The sequence below is a fragment of the Companilactobacillus heilongjiangensis genome (assembly GCF_000831645.3).
GTDB lineage: Bacteria > Bacillota > Bacilli > Lactobacillales > Lactobacillaceae > Companilactobacillus > Companilactobacillus heilongjiangensis.
This window is the reverse complement of the sequence record NZ_CP012559.1, coordinates 1,426,232-1,447,890: the sequence shown is the minus strand read 5'-3', so window position 1 is coordinate 1,447,890 and position 21,659 is coordinate 1,426,232. Positions and strand designations below refer to the sequence as shown.

General features: G+C 37.1%; 21 protein-coding genes and 1 tRNA gene. 12 read left to right on the top strand and 10 right to left on the bottom strand.

What is annotated here, in order from left to right:
* Positions 1 to 21: 21 nt before the first annotated feature.
* Positions 22 to 954 carry a riboflavin biosynthesis protein RibF gene (ribF, locus tag JP39_RS06560; RefSeq protein ID WP_041501781.1) on the top strand — a complete coding sequence of 311 codons (933 nt, stop codon included), beginning with the start codon at positions 22 to 24 and terminating at the stop codon, positions 952 to 954.
* Positions 955 to 1,107: 153 nt separating this feature from the next.
* Here the strand turns inward: ribF and JP39_RS06555 are convergent, their stop codons facing one another.
* Complete coding sequence (locus JP39_RS06555) at positions 1,108 to 1,623, bottom strand: hypothetical protein (RefSeq protein WP_041501782.1); 516 nt, start codon at positions 1,621 to 1,623, stop codon at positions 1,108 to 1,110.
* A 177-nt stretch (positions 1,624 to 1,800) separates the two neighbouring features.
* Between JP39_RS06555 and hrcA the strand changes: the two genes are divergently transcribed.
* The 6 genes from hrcA (at position 1,801) to JP39_RS06525 (ending at position 10,203) form a co-directional block, all read left to right on the top strand.
* Positions 1,801 to 2,847, top strand: coding sequence for a heat-inducible transcriptional repressor HrcA (gene hrcA / locus JP39_RS06550; RefSeq protein ID WP_041501783.1), 1,047 nt, complete (start codon positions 1,801 to 1,803; stop codon positions 2,845 to 2,847).
* Positions 2,848 to 2,865: 18 nt separating this feature from the next.
* Complete coding sequence (gene grpE, locus JP39_RS06545; RefSeq protein WP_041501784.1) at positions 2,866 to 3,438, top strand: nucleotide exchange factor GrpE; 573 nt, start codon at positions 2,866 to 2,868, stop codon at positions 3,436 to 3,438.
* A gap of 36 nt (positions 3,439 to 3,474) precedes the next feature.
* The gene (dnaK, locus tag JP39_RS06540; RefSeq protein WP_041501785.1) at positions 3,475 to 5,337 is read left to right on the top strand and encodes a molecular chaperone DnaK; all 1,863 of its coding nucleotides are present in this window, start codon (positions 3,475 to 3,477) and stop codon (positions 5,335 to 5,337) included.
* A 124-nt stretch (positions 5,338 to 5,461) separates the two neighbouring features.
* Positions 5,462 to 6,598 carry a molecular chaperone DnaJ gene (dnaJ, locus tag JP39_RS06535; RefSeq protein WP_041501786.1) on the top strand — a complete coding sequence of 379 codons (1,137 nt, stop codon included), beginning with the start codon at positions 5,462 to 5,464 and terminating at the stop codon, positions 6,596 to 6,598.
* Positions 6,599 to 6,710: 112 nt separating this feature from the next.
* Complete coding sequence (gene lepA, locus JP39_RS06530) at positions 6,711 to 8,555, top strand: translation elongation factor 4 (RefSeq protein WP_041501787.1); 1,845 nt, start codon at positions 6,711 to 6,713, stop codon at positions 8,553 to 8,555.
* A 337-nt stretch (positions 8,556 to 8,892) separates the two neighbouring features.
* On the top strand, positions 8,893 to 10,203 hold the full coding sequence (locus JP39_RS06525) for a dihydrolipoyl dehydrogenase family protein (protein WP_041501788.1): 1,311 nt from the start codon (positions 8,893 to 8,895) through the stop codon (positions 10,201 to 10,203).
* Positions 10,204 to 10,303: 100 nt separating this feature from the next.
* On the opposite strand, the gene galE is transcribed toward JP39_RS06525, so the two are convergent.
* Positions 10,304 to 11,296: a UDP-glucose 4-epimerase GalE gene (gene galE, locus JP39_RS06520; protein ID WP_041501789.1), complete on the bottom strand. Its 993-nt coding sequence runs from the start codon at positions 11,294 to 11,296 to the stop codon at positions 10,304 to 10,306.
* A 538-nt stretch (positions 11,297 to 11,834) separates the two neighbouring features.
* On the opposite strand from galE, the gene JP39_RS06515 reads away from it, so the two are divergent.
* From JP39_RS06515 to JP39_RS06500, 4 genes are all read left to right on the top strand, one after another.
* The gene (locus JP39_RS06515; RefSeq protein WP_041501790.1) at positions 11,835 to 12,494 is read left to right on the top strand and encodes a class A sortase; all 660 of its coding nucleotides are present in this window, start codon (positions 11,835 to 11,837) and stop codon (positions 12,492 to 12,494) included.
* Between the two features lie 104 nt (positions 12,495 to 12,598).
* The gene (gene recJ, locus JP39_RS06510) at positions 12,599 to 14,926 is read left to right on the top strand and encodes a single-stranded-DNA-specific exonuclease RecJ (protein WP_245626317.1); all 2,328 of its coding nucleotides are present in this window, start codon (positions 12,599 to 12,601) and stop codon (positions 14,924 to 14,926) included.
* Between the two features lie 22 nt (positions 14,927 to 14,948).
* Complete coding sequence (locus tag JP39_RS06505; RefSeq protein ID WP_041501792.1) at positions 14,949 to 15,467, top strand: adenine phosphoribosyltransferase; 519 nt, start codon at positions 14,949 to 14,951, stop codon at positions 15,465 to 15,467.
* A 38-nt stretch (positions 15,468 to 15,505) separates the two neighbouring features.
* A tRNA-Ser gene (locus tag JP39_RS06500) sits at positions 15,506 to 15,594 on the top strand.
* Positions 15,595 to 15,882: 288 nt separating this feature from the next.
* Here the strand turns inward: JP39_RS06500 and JP39_RS06495 are convergent.
* Together JP39_RS06495 and JP39_RS06490 are read right to left on the bottom strand one after the other, a co-directional pair.
* On the bottom strand, positions 15,883 to 16,533 hold the full coding sequence (locus JP39_RS06495) for a RodZ family helix-turn-helix domain-containing protein (protein ID WP_041501793.1): 651 nt from the start codon (positions 16,531 to 16,533) through the stop codon (positions 15,883 to 15,885).
* Between the two features lie 12 nt (positions 16,534 to 16,545).
* Positions 16,546 to 17,112 carry an Ltp family lipoprotein gene (locus JP39_RS06490; RefSeq protein ID WP_041501794.1) on the bottom strand — a complete coding sequence of 189 codons (567 nt, stop codon included), beginning with the start codon at positions 17,110 to 17,112 and terminating at the stop codon, positions 16,546 to 16,548.
* A 364-nt stretch (positions 17,113 to 17,476) separates the two neighbouring features.
* On the opposite strand from JP39_RS06490, the gene JP39_RS06485 reads away from it, so the two are divergent.
* Positions 17,477 to 18,079 carry a histidine phosphatase family protein gene (locus JP39_RS06485; RefSeq protein WP_041501795.1) on the top strand — a complete coding sequence of 201 codons (603 nt, stop codon included), beginning with the start codon at positions 17,477 to 17,479 and terminating at the stop codon, positions 18,077 to 18,079.
* A gap of 65 nt (positions 18,080 to 18,144) precedes the next feature.
* Here the strand turns inward: JP39_RS06485 and JP39_RS06480 are convergent, their stop codons facing one another.
* From JP39_RS06480 to JP39_RS06455, 6 genes are all read right to left on the bottom strand, one after another.
* A complete protein-coding gene (locus JP39_RS06480; protein ID WP_041501796.1) occupies positions 18,145 to 18,357 on the bottom strand; it encodes a helix-turn-helix domain-containing protein in 213 nt (70 codons plus the stop codon).
* Entirely contained in the window at positions 18,344 to 18,832 is a 489-nt protein-coding gene (locus tag JP39_RS06475) for a DUF2975 domain-containing protein (protein WP_041501797.1), read from the bottom strand. Before JP39_RS06475 ends, JP39_RS06480 begins: the two co-directional genes overlap by 14 nt.
* Positions 18,829 to 19,281: a DUF2975 domain-containing protein gene (locus JP39_RS06470; RefSeq protein ID WP_041501798.1), complete on the bottom strand. Its 453-nt coding sequence runs from the start codon at positions 19,279 to 19,281 to the stop codon at positions 18,829 to 18,831. The genes JP39_RS06475 and JP39_RS06470 overlap by 4 nt, the downstream gene beginning before the upstream one ends.
* Positions 19,282 to 19,296: 15 nt before the next feature.
* The gene (locus JP39_RS06465; protein ID WP_041501799.1) at positions 19,297 to 19,776 is read right to left on the bottom strand and encodes a DUF2975 domain-containing protein; all 480 of its coding nucleotides are present in this window, start codon (positions 19,774 to 19,776) and stop codon (positions 19,297 to 19,299) included.
* Positions 19,777 to 20,010: 234 nt separating this feature from the next.
* Positions 20,011 to 20,472 (bottom strand): hypothetical protein, encoded by a 462-nt coding sequence (locus JP39_RS06460; protein WP_041501800.1) that lies wholly within the window; start codon positions 20,470 to 20,472, stop codon positions 20,011 to 20,013.
* 316 nt (positions 20,473 to 20,788) lie between these two features.
* Positions 20,789 to 21,565: a potassium channel family protein gene (locus JP39_RS06455; protein ID WP_041501801.1), complete on the bottom strand. Its 777-nt coding sequence runs from the start codon at positions 21,563 to 21,565 to the stop codon at positions 20,789 to 20,791.
* Positions 21,566 to 21,659 lie beyond the last annotated feature (94 nt).

Genomic DNA, 21,659 nt, shown 5'->3' with positions numbered 1-21,659 from the left:
TATAAATAAAAGAGATAAAAAATGCAGATTATAAACGTTAAACATCCGTTATTGGAACAACAACGCCCAGCAAGTGACACAGTCTTGATAATGGGATTCTTTGATGGCGTGCACTTAGGACATCAGAAGGTTATTAAAACTGGTGTTGAATTAGCTCATGAACGCAACCTCAAGGCTGTTTTGATGACGTTTGACTGTTCTCCAAGAACGATTTATCAACATGAAACAGATTTTAAGTATTTATCAACTATGCAACGTAAAGCTGAATTAGTAGAACAATTAGGGGTGGATTACCTCTATTTTGTTCATTTTACTGACGATTTTGCGCACTTAAAGCCACAAGATTTTGTCGATCAATATATGGTTGGCCTCAAGGCTAAGTTTGTTGTAGCTGGATTTGACTATACTTATGGCAAGAAAGATATTGCCAATATGCAAAACCTGCCAAATTATGCTCAAGGCCGCTTTGAAACAGTCACAGTCCCTGAGCAATTGATTGATGGACAAAAAATTGGTTCAAGTGCTATCAAAGAGTTTATTTTGCAAGGTCATATGGGTACTGCTAATGAATTTCTGGGTTATGTCTACCAAAACCAAGGGACAGTCATTCACGGCTTGCAAAGAGGTCGGACACTGGGCTATCCCACGGCCAATTTGGCAGTCGATGGTTCACAAGTAATACCAGCCATTGGTGTCTATGCCACGCGGATGAAAATTGACGGTGTCTGGTATAACGCCATGACCTCAGTTGGCTATAATGTGACGTTCAAAGAAAATACCGGTGTGACGATTGAGACTAATATCTTCGACTTTGATCAGGATATTTATGGCAAACACGTCGCTATTGAATGGGTCCGTTATTTACGTGGCGAGGTTAAATTTGACGGTGCTGATGGTTTGGTTAAACAATTGGAACTTGATAAGAAGAATTCTATTAAAGCTTTACAAAAATAATGGGGCTGTGATGTGACTATTTTCACCTCAAACTTGCAACAAAGCATAGCTTTTCAGCTTAAAACAAATAGCTCCAGCAATCCAAAATCGGATTACTGGAGCTATTTTCCTTAATGCTCGAAAGCTGACCATGTTTTGTCACAATCTCAATATTTAAAATAATTTAGAATCAATAGCTCGAGTGATCTGTGTTTTTGGCAGTGAGTGATGTTCTTCTAAGATTTCGTCTTGCTTGTTTAATTCATTCAAAAGGGCGGCAATTGTTGGATTGGTTTTGGACATCTTCTTAATCTGTTCCATTCTGACTGCTTGGTCGTATTCCTTATTCAATTGTTTGAAAATAAGTTCACGATTGGTCAGTTCTTTATGTACACCATATGCTTGTCCTTCACGGTGCATAAGTTGTTCTTTAGTAATAACTGCTAATATCGGACGGGTGGCGCGTGTGGGCTCTTCGTTGATATCTACTTCAGTAACAACAGCAGGGACAACGACCGTGTCATTGTATCCAGAATTTGGAACGATAACTAAATCACCAACTGCAACTTTGAAGCCACGGCTAACGTAGCTGTATTGATCTCCAGAAGTTAAAATGTCCCAAGGTTTTTCAAGTAGTTCTTCATAAGATCTGGAAGCAAGAAATTTTACACCAATAATTTGATTGAGCATAATTTACCTCGTGTTGATTGGATTTTTCCTAAATCTTACCATAGAATGCCAAATTTAAAATAATCGCTGAAAAATTAGAGAAATTGAGCGTGCATACTTGACACTAATAGGATAGATTGTTATATTTTACATTGTTAGCACTCAGGTATGAATAGTGCTAAAAAGGAGGACGGTATAATGCTATCACAACGTCAAGATGCTATCTTGAGAGAAGTCGTGCGCATATTTACAGATACCGGCCAGCCGGTTGGTTCGAAGACATTGATGAATGAATTACCTTTCCATGTAAGTTCTGCGACAATCAGAAATGAAATGGCAATGCTAGAGGAAGTTGGTTATCTCGAGAAAACCCATCTTTCATCTGGTAGAATTCCTTCAGCGATGGGATACCGCTATTATCTTGATCATTTGGTACAGCCTACAAGCGTGCCACAAGATATTGCGCAGAGAATTGACGATGATTTTGGCAAAACATATCACCAAATTGATGATATTATTGAACAATCTGCCAAGATTCTATCTCATCTGACCAGTTACACAGCTATCACTTTAGGTCCTGAGAGCAGTTCAATCCTTTTAACAGGTTTTAGAATTGTTCCTTTGAACCCACATCAACTTATGGCAATCATCGTTACAAGCGATAATAATGTTGAGAATAATATTTATACAATAGATGATGATTTTGATACTTCTTTAATTGAAAAAATTGTTAACATCGTAAACGACAAGTTAGTTGGACAGCCTTTACCAAAGGTTATTCAAATGTTGCACAACGATGTGCCAGCAATTCTTTCCGAGTATATGTACTCATCCGACGGACTGTTGGATATGATGGATCAGCTTTTCAAAAAGGCTGGTGCCGAGAAGTATTATGTCGACGGACAATTGAATCTTTTGAATTATGCAAACAATGATGATCTATCGCAAGTTCAGTCGCTGTTTTCAATTATGAATCAGAGTACTGATTTGAGAAAATTACTAGATCCTAGCATTTCTGATGACGGCATTCGTGTTCGTCTCGGAAGTGAATTAGGTAGTGATGCGTTGAAAAATTACAGTATCATCACTGCAAATTACGATGTTGGACATCATGGAAAAGGTGTTATTGCCTTACTTGGCCCAACAACCATGCACTATTCACAATTGATTGGTTTGCTCGGAGAATTTAGAGTTGAATTAGCCAAAAGACTAATTGATTATTATTCAAGGTATGATGATTCTTGAAATTTTTAGGAGGAAGTAATGGCAGATAAAGAAACAGACCAGAATTTGAAGACTTCTAAAAAAGAAGCAGCTCCAAAGACTGATGCAAAAGCTGCAACGAAAGCTAAAGCAGAACAGGCTAAGAAAATCGATCCCAAAGATAAAGAAATTGCGGATTTGAAGAAAAAGAATTCTGACTTAGAAGACAATCTTTTAAGAAGCCAAGCAGAAATGCAAAATATGACCAAACGTCATAGCAAGGAAGTCGCTGACATCCTTAAATATGATGGTCAAAAGTTGGCCACAGAAATTCTACCTGTTTTGGATAATCTTGAACGTGCTTTGAGTGTTGAAGCTGACGATGATGCCAGCAAGCAACTAAAAAAGGGCATTGAAATGGTTCAACAACACATGGTTAAAGCATTTGAAAATAATCATGTGACAGCAATTGACGGTGTTGGTGAGAAATTTGATCCAATCTTTAGTCAAGCTGTTCAAACTGTTCCAGCCGATGATAAGCATGCTAAAAATACCGTTGTACAAGTTCTTCAAAAGGGTTATAAACTTGAGGATCGTGTACTTCGTCCAGCAATGGTTGTCGTTGCACAATAAATTAATAAATAAAAAAAATAAAAGAGGTTTAGGTTTATGTCTAAAGTTATTGGTATTGATTTGGGTACTACAAACTCTGCTGTAGCCGTTCTTGAAGGTGGCTCTCCAAAGATTATTACTAATCCAGAAGGCGCAAGAACAACTCCTTCAGTTGTTGCCTTTAAAGATGGTGAAATTCAAGTTGGTGAAGTTGCAAAGAGACAAGCAATCACTAACCCAGATACAGTTTCATCAATCAAGCGTCACATGGGTGAAGCAGGTTACAAAGTTACTGTAGCCGGCAAGTCATACACACCACAAGAAATTTCAGCATTCATTTTGCAACACATCAAGAAGTTCTCAGAAGACTACTTAGGTGAAAAAGTTACAGATGCTGTTATCACAGTTCCTGCATACTTCAATGATTCACAAAGACAAGCTACAAAGGATGCCGGTAAGATTGCTGGTTTGAATGTTCAACGTATCGTTAACGAACCAACAGCTTCAGCACTTGCTTATGGTCTAGATAATGATAAGGGTGACGAAAAAGTCCTTGTTTATGACCTTGGTGGTGGTACATTTGATGTTTCTGTACTTCAATTGGGCGATGGCGTCTTCGAAGTACTTTCAACAAATGGTGATACACATCTTGGTGGTGATGACTTTGACCAAAAGATTATCGATTGGTTAGTTGAACAATTCAAGGCTAAGAATGGCGTTGATTTGGGTCAAGACAAGATGGCTTTACAACGTTTGAAGGATGCTGCTGAAAAGGCTAAGAAGGACTTATCAGGTGTTGCTCAAACATCAATCAGTCTTCCATTTATTTCATCAGGTGCCAATGGTCCACTTCACTTGGAAGAAACTTTGACACGTGCTAAATTCGATGAATTGACATCAGACCTTGTTGAAAGAACAAAGATTCCTGTTGACAACGCATTGAAGGATGCTAACTTAACAAACTCTGACATTGACAAAGTTATCTTAAATGGTGGTTCAACACGTATTCCTGCTGTTCAAGATTCTGTTGCTAAGTGGACTGGTAAAGCACCAGATCACTCAATCAACCCTGACGAAGCCGTTGCTTTAGGTGCTGCTATTCAAGGTGGTGTTATCTCTGGTGATGTTAAGGATGTTGTTTTACTTGATGTTACACCTCTATCACTTGGTATCGAAACAATGGGTGGTGTCTTCACTAAGTTGATCGATAGAAATACAACTATCCCAACAAGCAAGTCACAAGTATTCTCAACTGCTGCTGATAACCAAAGTGCTGTTGATATTCACGTCTTACAAGGTGAACGTCCAATGGCTGCTGATAACAAGACATTAGGTCGTTTCCAATTGACTGATATTCCTGCTGCACCTCGTGGCGTACCACAAATCCAAGTTACATTCGATATCGATAAGAACGGTATTGTTAATGTATCTGCTAAAGATATGGGTACTAACAAGGAACAAAAGATTACTATCAAGAGTTCATCAGGCTTGAGCGATGAAGAAATCGACAAGATGATGAAGGAAGCTAAGGAACACGAAGAAGAAGATAACAAACGTAAGGAAGAGGTTGACGTTAAGAACGACGTTGAACAAACATTGTTCGCTACTGACAAGACTCTAAAAGACGTTAAGGGTAAAGTTTCTGACGATGAAATCAAGAAAGCTCAAGATGCTCGTGATGCTTTGAAGAAAGCTCAAGACTCTGGTGACCTTGAAGACATGAAGAAGAAACGTGACGATTTGAATAAGATTGTTCAAGACCTTTCTGTTAAACTTTATCAAAAGGCTCAAGAAGCACAACAAGCTAACGGTGCAAATGCCGATGGCGCAACTGGTTCAACTGATGGCAAGAAACCTAAAGACGACAATACCGTTGACGGCGACTTCTCAGAAGTAGATCCTGATAAAGATAAGAAATAATGATTGTGATAAAGAGCAGTGGTTTAATTACTAAAACCGTTTATGGTATAGTAAAAACAATAACTGCTCTTTTGAGCGTTAAAAAGGAATAAGACGTTTAGTCCTATTACATAAAGGTGATTTAATGGCAGATAAAAATCCATATGACGTACTCGGCGTTGATAAGAACGCTTCTGATGACGATATAAGAAAGGCATTCCGGAAACTTTCTAAAAAGTATCACCCCGACTTGAATAAAGCCCCTGATGCTGAAGCTAAGTTTAAGGAAGTTAATGCAGCCTACGAAATATTAAAAGACCCGCAAAAACGTGCTCAATATGATCAATATGGTTCTGCTGGTATGAATGGTGGTCAAGGTGGATTTGGCGGCTTCGGTGGTGGAGCTGGCTCTGATCAATTTGGTGGATTTGAAGATATCTTCAGCCAATTCTTCGGTGGCGGCGGCGCTGCTCGTCAAAATCCTAATGCCCCAAGACAAGGTTCCGACTTACAATATCGCATGGATTTAACTTTTGAAGAGGGAGTTTTCGGTAAGAAGACTAACATTTCCTACAATCGTGAAGAAGAATGTTCAACTTGTGATGGCTCTGGTGCAAAGCCGGGCACACATCCTGAGACATGTTCGAAGTGTCATGGTTCTGGTTTTGTTGAAGTCGATCGTCAAACTCCACTTGGCCGTATGCGTACAAGAGTTGTTTGTGATGTCTGCAATGGTACTGGTAAAGAAATCAAAGAAAAGTGCAACATTTGCCACGGTTCAGGTAAGGTAAATGAAAAGCACGAACTTAAGGTTACTGTTCCAGCTGGTGTTGAAGATGGACAACAAATGCGTCTTGATGGTCAAGGTGAAGCCGGAACAAACGGTGGACCTTATGGTGACTTGTACATCGTCTTTCACGTTGCTCCAAGCAAGGAGTTCAGACGTGACGGATCAACAATTTATGCATCAGTAAATATCAGTTTCCCACAAGCTACATTAGGTGATGATATCAAAGTCAACACAGTTCATGGACCTGTACAATTGAATATCCCTAGTGGTACTCAAACAGGTACAACCTTCAGACTTCGTGGTAAAGGTGCTCCAGTTCTAAACAGCAAGAGTATCGGTGACGAAAAAGTTACAGTTAATATCGTTACACCTCGTAAGTTGTCAGGCGAACAACGCAGTGCTTTGAAGAAATTCGCTGAAGCTGGTGGCGACAAGGTTAAAGAAAAAGATAGTAATTTTTTCAATAAAATAAAAGATGCTTTTAATGGCTAATAATTAATTAAGAAGAAGTGATGAACTTCTTCTTTTTTGATGTCTAGAACATCGGTGTACAATAGTGTAAAATAGACAGAATGAGAAAATTTCTGATAGAAGGGAACAATTTATGGATTTAGACCTCGATAAGTTAAAAGAAAGACAAAAAAGAATTCGTAATTTTTCTATCGTAGCGCATATCGATCATGGTAAATCAACGATTGCTGATCGAATTTTGGAAAGAACTAAAACAATATCAAAACGTGACATGAAAGCTCAAGTTCTGGATGACATGGACTTGGAACGTGAACGTGGTATTACAATCAAATTGAATGCGGTAGAACTTGAATATGAAGCAAAAGATGGACAGACTTACATCTTCCATTTAATCGATACCCCAGGACACGTGGACTTCTCGTATGAAGTTTCTCGTTCTTTGGCTGCCTGTGAGGGAGCTTTGTTAGTTGTTGATGCCGCCCAAGGTGTTGAAGCTCAGACATTAGCTAATGCTTATTTGGCCGTTGATAATGACCTAGAAATCGTGCCAGTAATCAACAAAATCGATTTACCTTCTGCTGAACCAGACAAGGTTAAGGAAGAAATTGAAGAGACAATCGGTATCGATGCTGAATCGTCAATTTTGATGAGTGCTAAAACTGGTGTCGGTGTGGATGAATTGTTGGAAAGAATCGTTTCTGACGTGCCAGCTCCAGAAGGTGACCTCGATAAACCACTTAAGGCTTTGATTTTTGATTCAGTCTATGACAGTTACCGCGGCGTTGTGTTGGACGTACGTGTCCGTGAAGGCGTTGTAAAGGTCGGAGACACGATTGAATTGATGAGTAATAAGAAGACCTTTGAAGTCACAGAAGTCGGTGTGATGTCTCCTAAGGCTGTTAAACGTGATTACTTGATGGCTGGGGATGTAGGTTATATCACTGCTAGTATCAAGACAGTTAAAGATACGCAAGTTGGTGATACTGTCACATTAGCTGATAATCCGACCGACGAACCTTTGACTGGTTATCGTAAGAGTACGCCAATGGTTTATGCCGGACTTTATCCAGTTGATAATGCTAAATATGAAGATTTACATGAAGCTTTGGACAAATTACAACTCAATGATGCAGCCCTAGAATATGAACCTGAAACTTCACAAGCGTTAGGCTTTGGTTTCCGTGTTGGTTTCTTAGGACTATTGCACATGGATGTTGTTCAAGAACGTTTGGAACGTGACTTTGACCTTGAGTTGATCACAACTTCACCATCTGTTGATTATCATGTTACAACGACTGATGGCAATGAAGTTGTCGTGGATAACCCAGCTGAGTTACCAGATGCATCTGAGATCAAAGAAGTCCGTGAACCATTCGTTAGGGCTGAAATAATGGTACCTGAGGACTTTGTTGGACCAGTCATGGAACTTTGCCAACATAAGCGTGGCGAGTTCGTGACAATGGATTATTTGGACAAATATCGTGTTAACGTTATTTACAAGTTGCCATTGTTGGAAATCATTTTCGACTTCTTCGATGATCTGAAATCAAGTACTAAAGGTTACGCTTCATTGGATTATGATGTTGAAGATTACGAACCAAGTGAATTGGTTAAGATGGATATCTTACTTAACGGCGAACCAATTGATGCTTTGAGCTTTATCGTTCACAAAGATTTTGCTCAAAAACGTGGTCGTGACATTGTTTCCAAGTTGAAAGAAGTAATTCCTAGACAGATGTTTGAAGTTCCTATTCAAGCTGCAATTGGAAATAAAGTTGTTGCCCGTGCTAACGTTAAGGCTTATCGAAAGGATGTTACTGCCAAACTTTATGGTGGTGATAGAACTCGTCGTGATAAGTTACTTAACAAGCAAAAAGAAGGTAAGAAACGTATGAAGGAAATTGGTCGTGTTTCTGTGCCACAAGAAGCCTTCATGGCTGTTTTGAACCTTAACCGTGGTAAGGACGATAGTAAATAGGATTCCGCCTACGGTTGGAAATGATTTTTTGACAGCTATGGGGACCGGTCCGAGCCGAAGAGCGGTCTCGAACCTCGATTTGAATCCTTGCTAAAGTACAGCAAGTATCCAAACTCGTCCCGTGGTGTAATGGCTAAAGCCATAACGCCACCTCCATTGCAGGCAAAAATCATTTCCAACCTCCGGCTAGTTTTCGTACTCGATGAATACTTTTGTTAAACCCCCAACTTGTTTATCAGCGGATGAGCATTCAATTATATAGAATATTCAATAAGTGCTTATAATGTAATCATTAGTGGTTAACGTTATAAGTGCTTTTTTTATTGGAGGAATTCATATGGAAAAATTTGATACGATTGTTATTGGTGCCGGTCCTGCTGGGTTGGCTGCTGCTCATAATTTGAAGAGTAATGGGCAAAATGTTGCTATTGTGGAAAATAACCTTTGGGGTGGGACTTGTCCTAATCGTGGTTGTGATCCTAAAAAGGTACTTTTGAGTGGTGTTGAAGCACGTGATCGAATTGCACAGTTGCAAGGTAAAGGCTTTGATGAACTTCCAAATGTTAATTGGAAAGAACTTGAGGCTTTTAAAGAGACATTTACTGATCCTGTTTCTAAAGGCAGTCGAGATGGTATCGTTAATGCCGGTATTACAGCTATTGATGGACAACCCAAGTTTATTTCTGAAAATGAAATTGTTGTCAATGGACAAGACCATTACCAAGCTGGTAAATTTATTATTGCGACTGGTCAACGTCCTAGTTACTTGAATATCAAGGGAAAAGAACACTTGTTATCAAGTACTGATTTCTTATCACTGAAGAAGATGCCAGAGGATATTACAATTATCGGTGCCGGATACATTGCCTTTGAAATGGCCACGATTGCGAATGCCACAGGTGCTAAAGTGCATGTCATTCATCATAATGACCATCCTTTGAAGGGCTTCAATGAGGGTTATGCCTTGGAATTGGTTAAGCAACTAGAGGCTAAAGGTGTTGATTTCAATTTTAATGTTGATACACAAGCGATTGAACAACAAGCTGATGGTCGCTATTCTATAACCGCAGATGGTTTTGAATTAACAACCGATTTGGTGATTGGTGCGACTGGACGTATTGCTAATACTGACTTTTTAGATTTTGAAAAAGCTGGCGTTGAGTATACTCGTCACGGTGTCGTTGTTAATGCCAAATTGCAGTCGACTAATAAAAATATTTATGCTATCGGGGATGTTGTCGATACTAAACAGCCTAAGTTGACTCCAGTAGGTGGATTTGAAGCAAATTATGTCAGTGATATTTTGACTGGTAAAACTGATAAAGATTTGGAGTTGCCATTGATTCCAACTGTTGTCTATGGCAGTCCTAAATTGGCTAAAGTCGGTGTACAAGAAGGTGCCGAAGTGGTTGATCAGGATGTTACTGGTTGGTTTACATATAGCCATACTAACGACCCTAAAGCTAAGATCAGAATTGTTTTGAACGATAAGTCAGAAATTATCGGGGCAACTTTACTTAGCAACAATGCTGATAGTTTGATTAATTTATTGACTATGGCAATTAAAGATCACATGACTCATGAGGATGTTATTAAGCAAATTATGGCTTATCCGACTGCTGCTAGTGATTTGGAATATTTATTTTAAGCTGAATTCTTTAGAGAAAATAAACGACGTCATAATTATTTATAGGCACGTCAAAAAAGGAGAAACTCACACGAGTTTCTCCTTTTTTGAAATGTTATGATTAATCTTCTTCATAACCATTTAGATGTTTAGATTTGAAATTCCAAGCATCGCTGATGACTTTTTCAACATCATCGTACTTAGGTTGCCATTTAAGGATTGTTCTAGCCTTAGTTGAATCAGCAATCAAGGTACTTGGATCGCCGGGACGTCTAGGACCAATTTTAGCAGGAATTTCCTTACCAGTAGCTTTTCTGGCAGCTTCAAGGATTTCTTTGTTTGAGAAACCATTTGAAGAGCCAAGGTTAAAGACATTGCTGTCATTGTCAGCACGTAAATATTCCATAGCTAAACGGTGAGCTTCAGCGAGGTCTTCAACGTGGACATAGTCACGAACGTTGGTACCATCTTTAGTATCGTAATCGTCACCAAAGATTGTCAATTCGTCACGTTGACCAGCGGCTACTTGAAGAACAACTGGAATCAAGTGAGTTTCAGGATTGTGGTCTTCACCGATTGAACCATCAGGCTTAGCACCACCAACATTGAAGTATCTCAAGGCAACAAACTTGATGCCGTAAGCGACGTCACACCAATGCATGATCTTTTCCATTGCCAACTTACTTTCACCATATGGGTTAGTTGGAACGGTTGGGTCAGTTTCCTTAATTGGAATTTGTTTAGGCTCGCCGTAAGTGGCAGCGGTTGATGAGAAGACGATGTGTTTGACACCAAAGTTGTGCATCACTTGTAGGAGCGTAATCATTCCATAAGTGTTGTTATCAAAGTATTTGAGCGGATCTTTCATTGATTCTGGAACAATTGAAAATGCAGCAAAATGGATAACATCAGTGATAGTTTCGTTTTGGAATAATTTGATCAAAAATTCTTTATCACGAACATCACCTTCGTAAAACTTAGCTTTTTCGTTGATAGCTTGAACGTGACCCGTGGATAGATTATCTGCTACAATGACGTCATAGCCGAGTTCACAAAGATGATCAACAGTGTGTGAACCGATATAACCGGCACCACCTAAAACAAGAATGCTCATAAAATTACCTCCAGATTCATTTATGTTTCTAAATATATGATTCTATTATAGCTTATCTTTGGGATATGCATTTTAGTAAACTTGGTAAACATTAAAATTAATTAATTTAGATTTATTGAAGTATGTCGTTTCCAGAGCTGAGAGTATTCATCTGCTGCGCGGAACGGCCCGAGCCAAAGTTCGGTCTCGAACCTCGGTTGAAGCCTTTCCAAAAAGCGGAAAGTCTCCAACACGCCCGGTGGTGTAAGAGCTAAAGCTCTAACGCCACTTTCGCGGCAGATGAATACTCTCAGCTCTTCCAACTAATTTTTTTATGGTGCTGGTTTCCTTATTGTACATAAACGTTCTCTAAATAAAGCTATTTAAATAATTAGTTGAATATTTAAAATTAGATAAACTAGGGTATACAAAAGTTGGAGGTCCTCATAGCAGACTATATTGCTGATGACCGGAGACGGCGCTAAAAGATTTAACTTTTTACCACGAATGTTCTAAAATATAAATTATATTGTAAATTCATTGAAATGGAATGAAAACTATGAAGAAATTCTTTTCAATTTTTGGAACCATCATTTTATTATTGGTGGCTTTAGCTTTGATCTTTAATCAACCGATTAAAGAATATGCAGTCAAACGGATTTCTAATCAAAATTTGACGACATTAACGGCTAAGAAAGCCAAAGAGAACTCGAAGAAAAAGGGTCAATTTGACTTTAATAAGGTTAAACCAATTTCAGCTAGTCAAGTTGCGAAAGCTTCAGTCAACAATGATGCTGCTGTCATCGGAAAAATGGCCGTTCCTTCAGTTAACTTGCGTTTGCCAATCGTTGTTGGTTTGAGTGACAATGCTCTATCAACTGGTGGTGGCACGATGAAGGAAAATGAAAAAATGGGCAAGTCCAATTATGCTTTGGCTGGTCATTATATGACGAATAAAGGTGCCTTGTTCTCGCCACTGGAAAATGCTCAAATTGGTGACTTAGCTTACATTACCGATATGAAACGTGTCTATACTTATAAAATTTACTTCAAGAAGATTGTACCGCCGACAGCTGTTTATCTGCTAGACGATGTGCAAAATCAAAGTATTTTAACACTGATTACTTGTGCTGATGGTGGGACTAACCGTTGGGCTCTGCAAGGTTCATTGGTAAGTAGTCAACCAGCCAATAAAGGTACTTTAGCAGTCTTTTCTTAATGATTCCTTAAAAGGAGTTTTGGAACGTCTCGTTTACGAAATTAGATTGTAAATGATATTTCAAGGCTTTTTTTTTCGGTTTGAAAATTGATATAATTAACTAATTGTTAGTAGGTGATGGATTGACTTTAATAAATTGGGAAAAGCGTAAGAATCCCACAAATGAAGAAATAACCAAATTTGCAGCAGAAAAGCACGTTGATCGGATAGTAGCAGAATTGTTGCTGGAACGTGATATTACTGATACTGCAGATATTGAAACTTTTTTACATAGTGATTCCAAAGAGTTGCAGGATCCATTCGGATTGCACGATATGGATAAGGCGCTCGAAATAATCGATGAAGCCGTTCAATCTGAGGCAAAAATCGCTATTTATGGTGATTATGATGCCGATGGTGTCACGAGTACATCAATTATGAAGTTAACTTTACAAAAGTTGGGTAATAAGCCAATTTTCTACATTCCGGACCGTTTCAAAGATGGCTATGGTCCTAACATGGATCGTTATAAATTCTTGGCTGACCAAGGGATTGATTTATTAATAACTGTCGATAATGGTGTCAGCGGTAAGGATGAAATTAAGTATATGAAAGACCGTGGTATCAAGGTTATTGTGACTGATCACCATGATTTGCCAGCGGAATTGCCAGAAGCTGATGCTATCGTGCATCCAACGATTCCTGGTTCTGAATATATTTGTCCTTATTTATCTGGGGCCGGAGTGGCGTTCAAGATTGCGGATGCTTTACTCGGCGAAGATGCGATGGATTTGATTGATTTGGCTGCCATTGGGACTGTAGCTGATTCTGTGGCCTTAAAAGGTGAAAATCGGGTCATTGTAACCGAAGGCTTGAAACAGATGAAGAAGAACCATCATGTCGGTTTAACGGCACTGCTTAAGAAATGTAAAATCAAGCTTTCTGATATTAGCGAAGAAGATATTGGTTTCAAAATTGCGCCACGGATCAATGCTTTAGGGCGTTTGGAAAATGCTTCATCTGGGGTTGAATTGTTGACGACCGGTGATGAATCGTTCGCCAAAGAAATTGTTGATGAAACTGAAGATATCAACTCAAGACGCCAGGAATTAGTTCAGTCAGCCTTTGCTGATGCCCAGAGTCAAATTGCTGCGCAAAAAGATAATGGTGTGTTAGTTTTAAAAGGTAATGATTGGCACCAAGGAGTGTTGGGAATCGTTGCAAGTCGGGCAATGGATCAAGAAAATAAGCCGGTTTTAGCAACCCAATTCGATGAGAACAGTGGTGTGATGAAAGGTTCTGGCCGAAGTCCTGAAGGATTCAACTTGTTTACAGCTTTGAATAAGCATAATGATTTGTTCATGGCCTTTGGTGGACATGCCCAAGCTTGCGGATTCTCAATTGAAGAAGCACAGCTGGACAAATTAACTGAATTGTTGCAAGCAGAGCCTAAGGAACAAGATTTCGACCCTCAAGCGCCTGTTATTAAAGATTACGATTTAAATTTGAAAATTGAAGATTTGAATATGGATTTAATCAAACAGATTCAGCAATTAGCTCCGTTTGGAATGGGTAATCCTAAGCCAGTTATCAAGTTGAGCAATGTTTCTCTGAGCCAAGCCAAGTCAATTGGTAAAGATGGCAGTCATTTGAAAGTTAATGTGACCGATAATAGTCGTCAGGTTGCCGCAATTGGTTTTGGGATGTTTGCTCAAGAGCAGGCTATGAATACTGATATTTGTGATGTTTATGGTGAAATTGGTATCAACGAGTGGGCTGGCCGCAAGAATTTGCAGTTGATGCTTGATGATTTCCAAGTTTCACCAGAAGCTAAAAAGATTGCTGGATTGAAAGAAATTTATTTGGATTATCGTAATAAGAGACTTTCAACTTCAATTTTGAATCATTTTGACAGCATTGTCTTCTTTAATGAAGTTTATTATGAAGCAGCCAAACGTTCGAATGTTCAAGCTAAGCTGATTCGATATGATGAAGAGTGTGACGGCAAGAATATTTTGATCTATGATCGACCACATAATTTAGATTTATTCAAAAATTTTATAAAAGAAAATAATACTCAACATACAGCGTTATTTTTCCATACCGATTTGACGGAAAGATATTTAAAGCCTGATATGATTAAGATGAAAACGCTTTTGAAGTATTTATACACTCATCAAAATATCACGATGGATGGAATGGATTTAGTTGCAAAGTACCTAAATTTACAAAAAATCGACGTAGATTTTTATTTAAAAGTGTTTTTTGAGTTAAATTTTGTTAAAATGGTAAATGGCTTTGTTGAAAAAGCTAATGCTTCACAACAACGCGAATTGATTGAATCTCCGACTTATTTGAAGAGGTTACAACGCAATGATGTTGAAAAAATATTAATTGAATCCAACTTTGACGATCTCTTGTCCTGGATGAGTGATTACGATTGCCATTGTTAGGTTGAATGGGGAATTTATAAAAATGGATATTGATTTTAAGAAATATGTTGCTAATGTTCAAGATTTTCCAGAACCTGGTGTACTATTTCGAGATATTTCACCATTAATGGCTGATGGTAAAGCATACGCTGCAGCAACCGATAAGATTGTTGAATATGCCAAAAGCCGAGGTGCAGAAATGATTGCTGGTCCTGAAGCACGTGGTTTCATCGTGGGATGTCCAGTGGCATACAAGATGGGCATTGGTTTCGCTCCTGCTCGTAAAAAGGGTAAGTTGCCTCGTGAAACTGTTTCGGTTTCGTATGACCTCGAATATGGTCAAGCTTCACTTTACATGCAAAAAGACGCTATCAAACCCGGCCAAAAGGTTTTAGTAGTGGACGATTTGATGGCAACCGGTGGTACTTTAGCTGCCACAATCAAGTTGATTGAAAAGTTAGGCGGTATCGTAGTTGGGACTGCTTTCTTGATCGAATTAACTGATTTGCATGGTCGCGATAAAATTAAAGGGTATGACATGTTTACTCTGATGCAATATTAATTTAAAATAGGTTTGTAGACATTCTACAGACCTTTCATGGTGAGTTGGCAGAGTGGTAATGCACCGGACTCGAAATCCGGCGAACCCGTTATACGCGGGCGCGCAGGTTCAAATCCTGTACTCACCTTAAATAGAACCGAAGTTTCTCTTAAAAAAGAGTTCACAGATTAATGTAAGCTTTTTTTTGTCAAATAATAAAAAACAAGATAATCAATGCTAGAATGCCTAAGATTTTCAAAAGCATAATTTGCACCCCCTATAGTATCAATTTGTAATCAATTTATTACCTTTATAAGAGTAATATTCTTTATTTTTCCTAATAAAGACATAAAAAAAATGGAGTTGATTATTCATCAATACCAGAAAGTGTGAACTGAAAAAGCTCAACAATAATTTTAAATATTGTTGAGCTTTTTTAGCGTCTAGAGATACGATAACCGTTATTTTTTGCTTCTTGTTGATTACCAAATCGGACGAAATGATCTGATCTAATTTTATAAATCTTTTGAGAGGGAAGGTGATAAATATGAGTTTTAGAATCACCAATTACTGGACCAACATTACTATTTATAAACGTATAATTGCCTTTATTGGTTGACGGAACTTGTGCTTGTTTTGGAGGTGTTACTTTCGATGGATGATTATTTGTTGGTGCGTTATTCCTTTGAACATTGTTAGCATTTGAATTCTTTTGGATATTTTTATTAGGTGTCTGTGTTGGAGAACCTGCAGGTTTATTTGCGTTGTTATCATTTTTTTTACCAGAATTAGTTTCTGATTTATTCAACTCAGCTTTTTCGGTTTCTTTTTTGTTATTATCATCTTCTGAAGATTTTATTTCGTTTTCTTTTTTTGAATCATTTTCTGTTTTGTCATGAATTGCCTTTGATTCTTCATTGTCTGTTTTTTTCTTACTCTTTTGTTTAGATCTTGAAGAAGATGTACTATGTTTTTCAGATGATGAAGTGCTGTTATTTCCGCATCCAGTTAGTCCGATAATAAAGAAAAGACTAAGAAGTAGGGTAACCGATTTAGCAATCCAACTTTTATTTTTGAAGTTTGTCATATTAGACTCCTATTATTTTAGATGGTTGATAGCATAATTAGCTTCTTCAGGCGTAAATTGTTCACCGTATTCAGATATTAATTGGTCACGGATTCCTTCTGGTGACATTGAAAGATTCTTTTGATATGATTTTGCTTTTTCCAAGGCGTTATTATTCCAATCTGCCTTAAGGTTATCTATTGCATATTGTGCAGCTGGCTGAGAAAACTTTTCGCCATAATCGGATGTTAACTGATGAAATAACCCTTTTTTGGACAAATGTTGAAAGTTTGAGTAAGACTCTGCCTTATTTAAAGCTGATAAATACTCAGTTGGAACGCTTGGTTTTTTGGGAACCTCTTCTTTTTTCGAAGCTGAAGTTTTACTGCTTTGTTTGTTGTTAGAATCTGTTTTCTTTTTTGACGCAGTTTTAGTTACTTTGTTTTGAGCAATATTTGTGCTCTCATGACTAGAATTTTTATTACTTTTAGAGCCTATACTATTTATTCCTGAGATAATAAATATCGTAATTAAAAATATGATCCAGAACTTCTTTTTTTGATACCATTTTTTTCTGTTGTTACTATGTTCGCTTCGCATAATATATATTCCTTTTTTTAGTATTTAATTATTATATCTATCTAAATTGGTATATTCCATTCTATGTTAATATATATAAATATTCTTAAATCAAGGAATCATTTATTAAAGCTATGGTAAAAATGTGATTTATAAAGTTATTTGTTAAAAGAAAATTAGTCATAATATAAAATCTTCGGGGCAGGAAGATGGTTCACAGATAACGAATGGCATTTGGTTGACTATTTTTTGGAAAATATATTATCTAAATTTATGAAGGAGCCAAATATAATTCAACCATATAAAAACAAACAAGAGTGCTAATATTAAAAGTGTACCTAAGCAAATCAACGAACAAATAATTAGATAGGACACTTTCAAATCAATGACTAATTTATTCTTTATCAGACATGCACATACAGTATTAAATGGAAAAAGATTATTTCAAGGCGGTCAAACTGACTCAGAATTAGATGAAGTTGGCCAACAACAATTGACTAAATCTGTCGAAGGGATGAAGGCAGCTTTACCTGATAATTATTTGTTGGTTTGCAGTCCCTTGATTAGAACTAAAGAGACTGCCAAGGGTTTGCAATTGAATACCCAAAATGAAGTATTTGATAAAAGAATCCAAGAAATTGGCTTTGGAACTTGGGAAGGCCGTTCGTTGGAATCAGTTCGAAGTGAGTTTCCGAGGGATGTTGCCAGATATTACGAAAATGATCCAACTATGACACCTCAAGGTGGCGAATCGATTCAATCAGTGGCGGACAGAATGGTAGAAGCAATTGATTATTATGCGAAAAGCGACTATCAAAACGTTGTTTTTGTATCCCACGGTAATTCAATTTCAATTGGTTTAAGCGCCTTATTATTGGAGTCGGCACCTTTTAAGCGAGTAATTGCCGTACCTGATAATGTTTCGTTGTCAAAAGTTGTTTTTGAAGATAATTTCAGTTTAAAATATTATAATCATACGTTTTATTAGTTTATTAATACGCAAAAGGAGTTCGTCATTATGATGAACTCCTTTTATTTATGTGTTGAAAATTATTAATTGGTATCGGAATCCTTATATTCCAAAATATCTCCGGGTTGGCAATCCAGAACGCGACAGATTTCTTCAAGTGTAGAGAAACGAATTGCTTTTGCTTTACCATTTTTGAGGATTGATAAATTTGCCATGGTTATTCCGACTTCTTTTGAAAGTTCGGTCAAACTCATTTTTCTTTTAACGAGCATAAGGTCTAAATTAATTATTATCATATTTGAGACCCGGTTTCTGTTTATAATTTGCGGTACGCTTCTGAACAACGAGTTGCAGTACATTAACGAATGTTCCCAGCATTAAAGCAAGCATGATTAGAAATACATCCAATAATATGCCTATTGGGGAGTCGTCGTTTGAATTCATCAATCTGAATGCTGGGGCGAGAACGATGTAAATGAAAGCAATGGTGTAAAAAATTTGTTTGATTCTTTGGAGTATATGAACACCGCTGGTTGTAAAAATAGTTTTTTTATCCGTCAAGTGTAGCAGCTTCCATGTAAACCCAATTATGAGGTAAGAAAGTATTCCAGATATGTAAAGTCCGATACCAAAATATATTTTTATAAAGATGCTGATATGGGTGTAACTGCCGGCGGTTATAAAATCCGGAAATAGATAGATGAAGATCAATACTAAAAGTGATGCCAATAATATCAAAATAGCTCTAAGATAATTTGTTAATATTTTCATTTTAATATCTCAACCTCCATAATTTTTTGTAATACATGCGCAAAAACTCCAATTGTTAATCCGAGGATGATTAGAAATAGTTCGATTGTTATTGGAGCTGGGGCGTTAAGTATATTAGCTTCTTCGCAAACACCAAAGATTGCGAGTACATAAATGACAGCAATAGTGTAGAAAAATATTTTTATTATCTTTACGGCAAGGACTCCTGCTTTTGAAAATAACCTATCGTGATCGGTTAAGTAGAGTAGTCGCCAAGCAAGGATGATAATGCCATATGACAGAACTGCTGAACCATACAGTAAGACAGCGTAGGGAATTAAGATAAGTAAAGAAGTTCTATTCTCGTTCATGAATATTAGTAGGCTGGGAAACGACCTCAAGCTGATTATTGTTAGCAAGAAGATCATGATGCAGAGGGTGAATCTTAAAAAGAGTGTCGGTAATTTCATTACTAATGCCTCCCTTTAAATTGTCAGATCATTTTCAGACTTGATTTTAATAGCATGTCGTAACAATTTTTCTAGTACACTTGCAAAAATCGCAATGACTAATGGTGCTCCGGAAAAGACAGCGCAGACTAAGATAACTCCAGGCGCATCATCTCTTTCGGCAAAGGCATAGAATATTGGCAATTCCAAGATGTAAATTATACAAATTGAGTAGGCAAACTGTTTGATGTTTTTCAATGATTTAACAGAAGCACTTGAAAAGGCATTTTCTTGATCAATTAGATGCAAAAGTTTAAGCGCTTGAAATAGTATGGTGAAGAAAAGAATTGCACTGGCATATAATCCCAAACCTAGTAGAATTGTAAAAACTGGTATGTCAGGCATCAGATTGTTGGATCCAATTAAATAGTGTGGAACCACAATGGCACAGAAAGCCAACATGATTAGTCCCATTACGTAAATTGTTAGTCTCAGAAAAATCGTTTCTTTTTTCATTTATGAAATACCTCGTCATAATTTATGATTTGAGTATAGCATTATTTTATCGAAAAACGATAGTGTTTTATTGCTTTTCGATAAATTATTGTTTCTTATTCTGTTTTGACAAAGATGAGTCTTATTTAATAGGGATGTATCTGATGGTTCATTTAGCGCTGGTAAAAAGTTGATTTTAGTTAACTAGAGAATCAAAAAAAGGGGACATCCATTTTGAATGCTCCCTTATAAATACTATTTATTCCAAGTAAATTCCTTATTATCCAAATATTTAGATCTACCAACGTAACCACCATCACAAAAGATAATCGTGGCCAAGCCATCCATATAGGTAGTCTGACCAAAATCTTTCCAACTATCCGCGATTCTTAAAGTAAATAATTGTGCTTGGTTAACAATATTTTCACGTTGGGATGATTTCAATTCCTTAAAACTAGACGTAACGTAAAGTTCGACTTGGTTGTTCTTGAGAAACTTAATATTCTTAACAAATTTAGCCCAATCCTCTGAACTCTTTGTATTAGCTTGTTGTTCTTCATACAACTTGTGGCTAAGTTTTTGGTTGATTTTTCGTAATTTATTATAAGTTTTGACGAATTTAATTTCGTGGTTGGCTTGAGCCTCAACGACTGTGGTATGGCTCATTGGTATGATTGTTAGTAAAAGTCCTAACAGTGGCATTATTCGTTTTTTCATCGGTCACTCCTCAATATTTGAGTACAGTATAATCGAGAAGTGCCAGGAGATTCCATTCGAATTTGATATGGCATGGTATAGAATGTTTAAAGAAAAATCACTGATAAAAAAATAAAAGTCCACTGCTGCTGAGTAGTGGGCTTTTGTGTTAGAAGAGTCATTCTGTCGAAGAATGGTATTAATGAGAATTTTGGGTATTATCGCATATTTGGGCTTTCCTCTAACAAAATTATTATATTACAGTAAAAATAAAAATGTGAATAAAAGTTTAAATATTTATAAGAAAAGGTATTTTTTTAATACTTCAAATGGATAATTACTCATTTTGATGATCATCGAGCGTTTCTTTTGCCTTCAATTCAATGACATCTTTTCTTAGTTTTCGGTTCTCTTTCTCAATTTTATCTAATTTGAGAAGAATTTTATCCAGCTTATCCTCATTTTTGACATTCTTCTCGGTTGTTACGTAGTTGGTAATTGTACTGGTCAAGGTTCCAATAAAGCCAATCCCAACAATCATCAGTGAAATGGCAGCTATACGTCCAACTAGTGTGGTTGGCGCAACATCGCCATAGCCAACAGTTGAGGCGGTGACAATTGCCCACCAAAATGAATTGCTCAAAGAAGCACCTTCAGCTAATGAATAAGTAATGGCAGCGGTGACCAGGACGATTCCACAAATAATCGTCAAATAAATAAAGCCATTTATTTTAAGAAACTTCTTGGCATTCTTCTGCATTTTTCCAGCAGTTCCAATAAAACGAACCAGCGTGAAAATCTTGGTAAAACGAATTACATTGACGATTCGAAAAATTCTAAAGGCGTTGAATAGGGTATTGAATGGCATGATTGCCAACAGATCAACAATATTGTGACGAAAGAATTTGGATTTGTCTTTGGCTAAATATAAACGACCAAAATAATCGAATGAGAATATTAATAATGTTGCAATATCAATTTCTAAATACGGTGCTCGAGATACGTCAAAACCAGGGATGTAACTCAAAACCAAAATGGTCAGTGAAGCCAATCCAGCTAAAGCAATCGTGACGTAATAACCATTTGAATGGAGAAACTTGTGAAATTTAGACATTTTTAATCAACTCCAAGGTTTTTTCTTACTAATTTGTAATATAGCACTAACGGTTGTGTTAGGTATATTTACATTCGCAAAAAAATTCTTAATA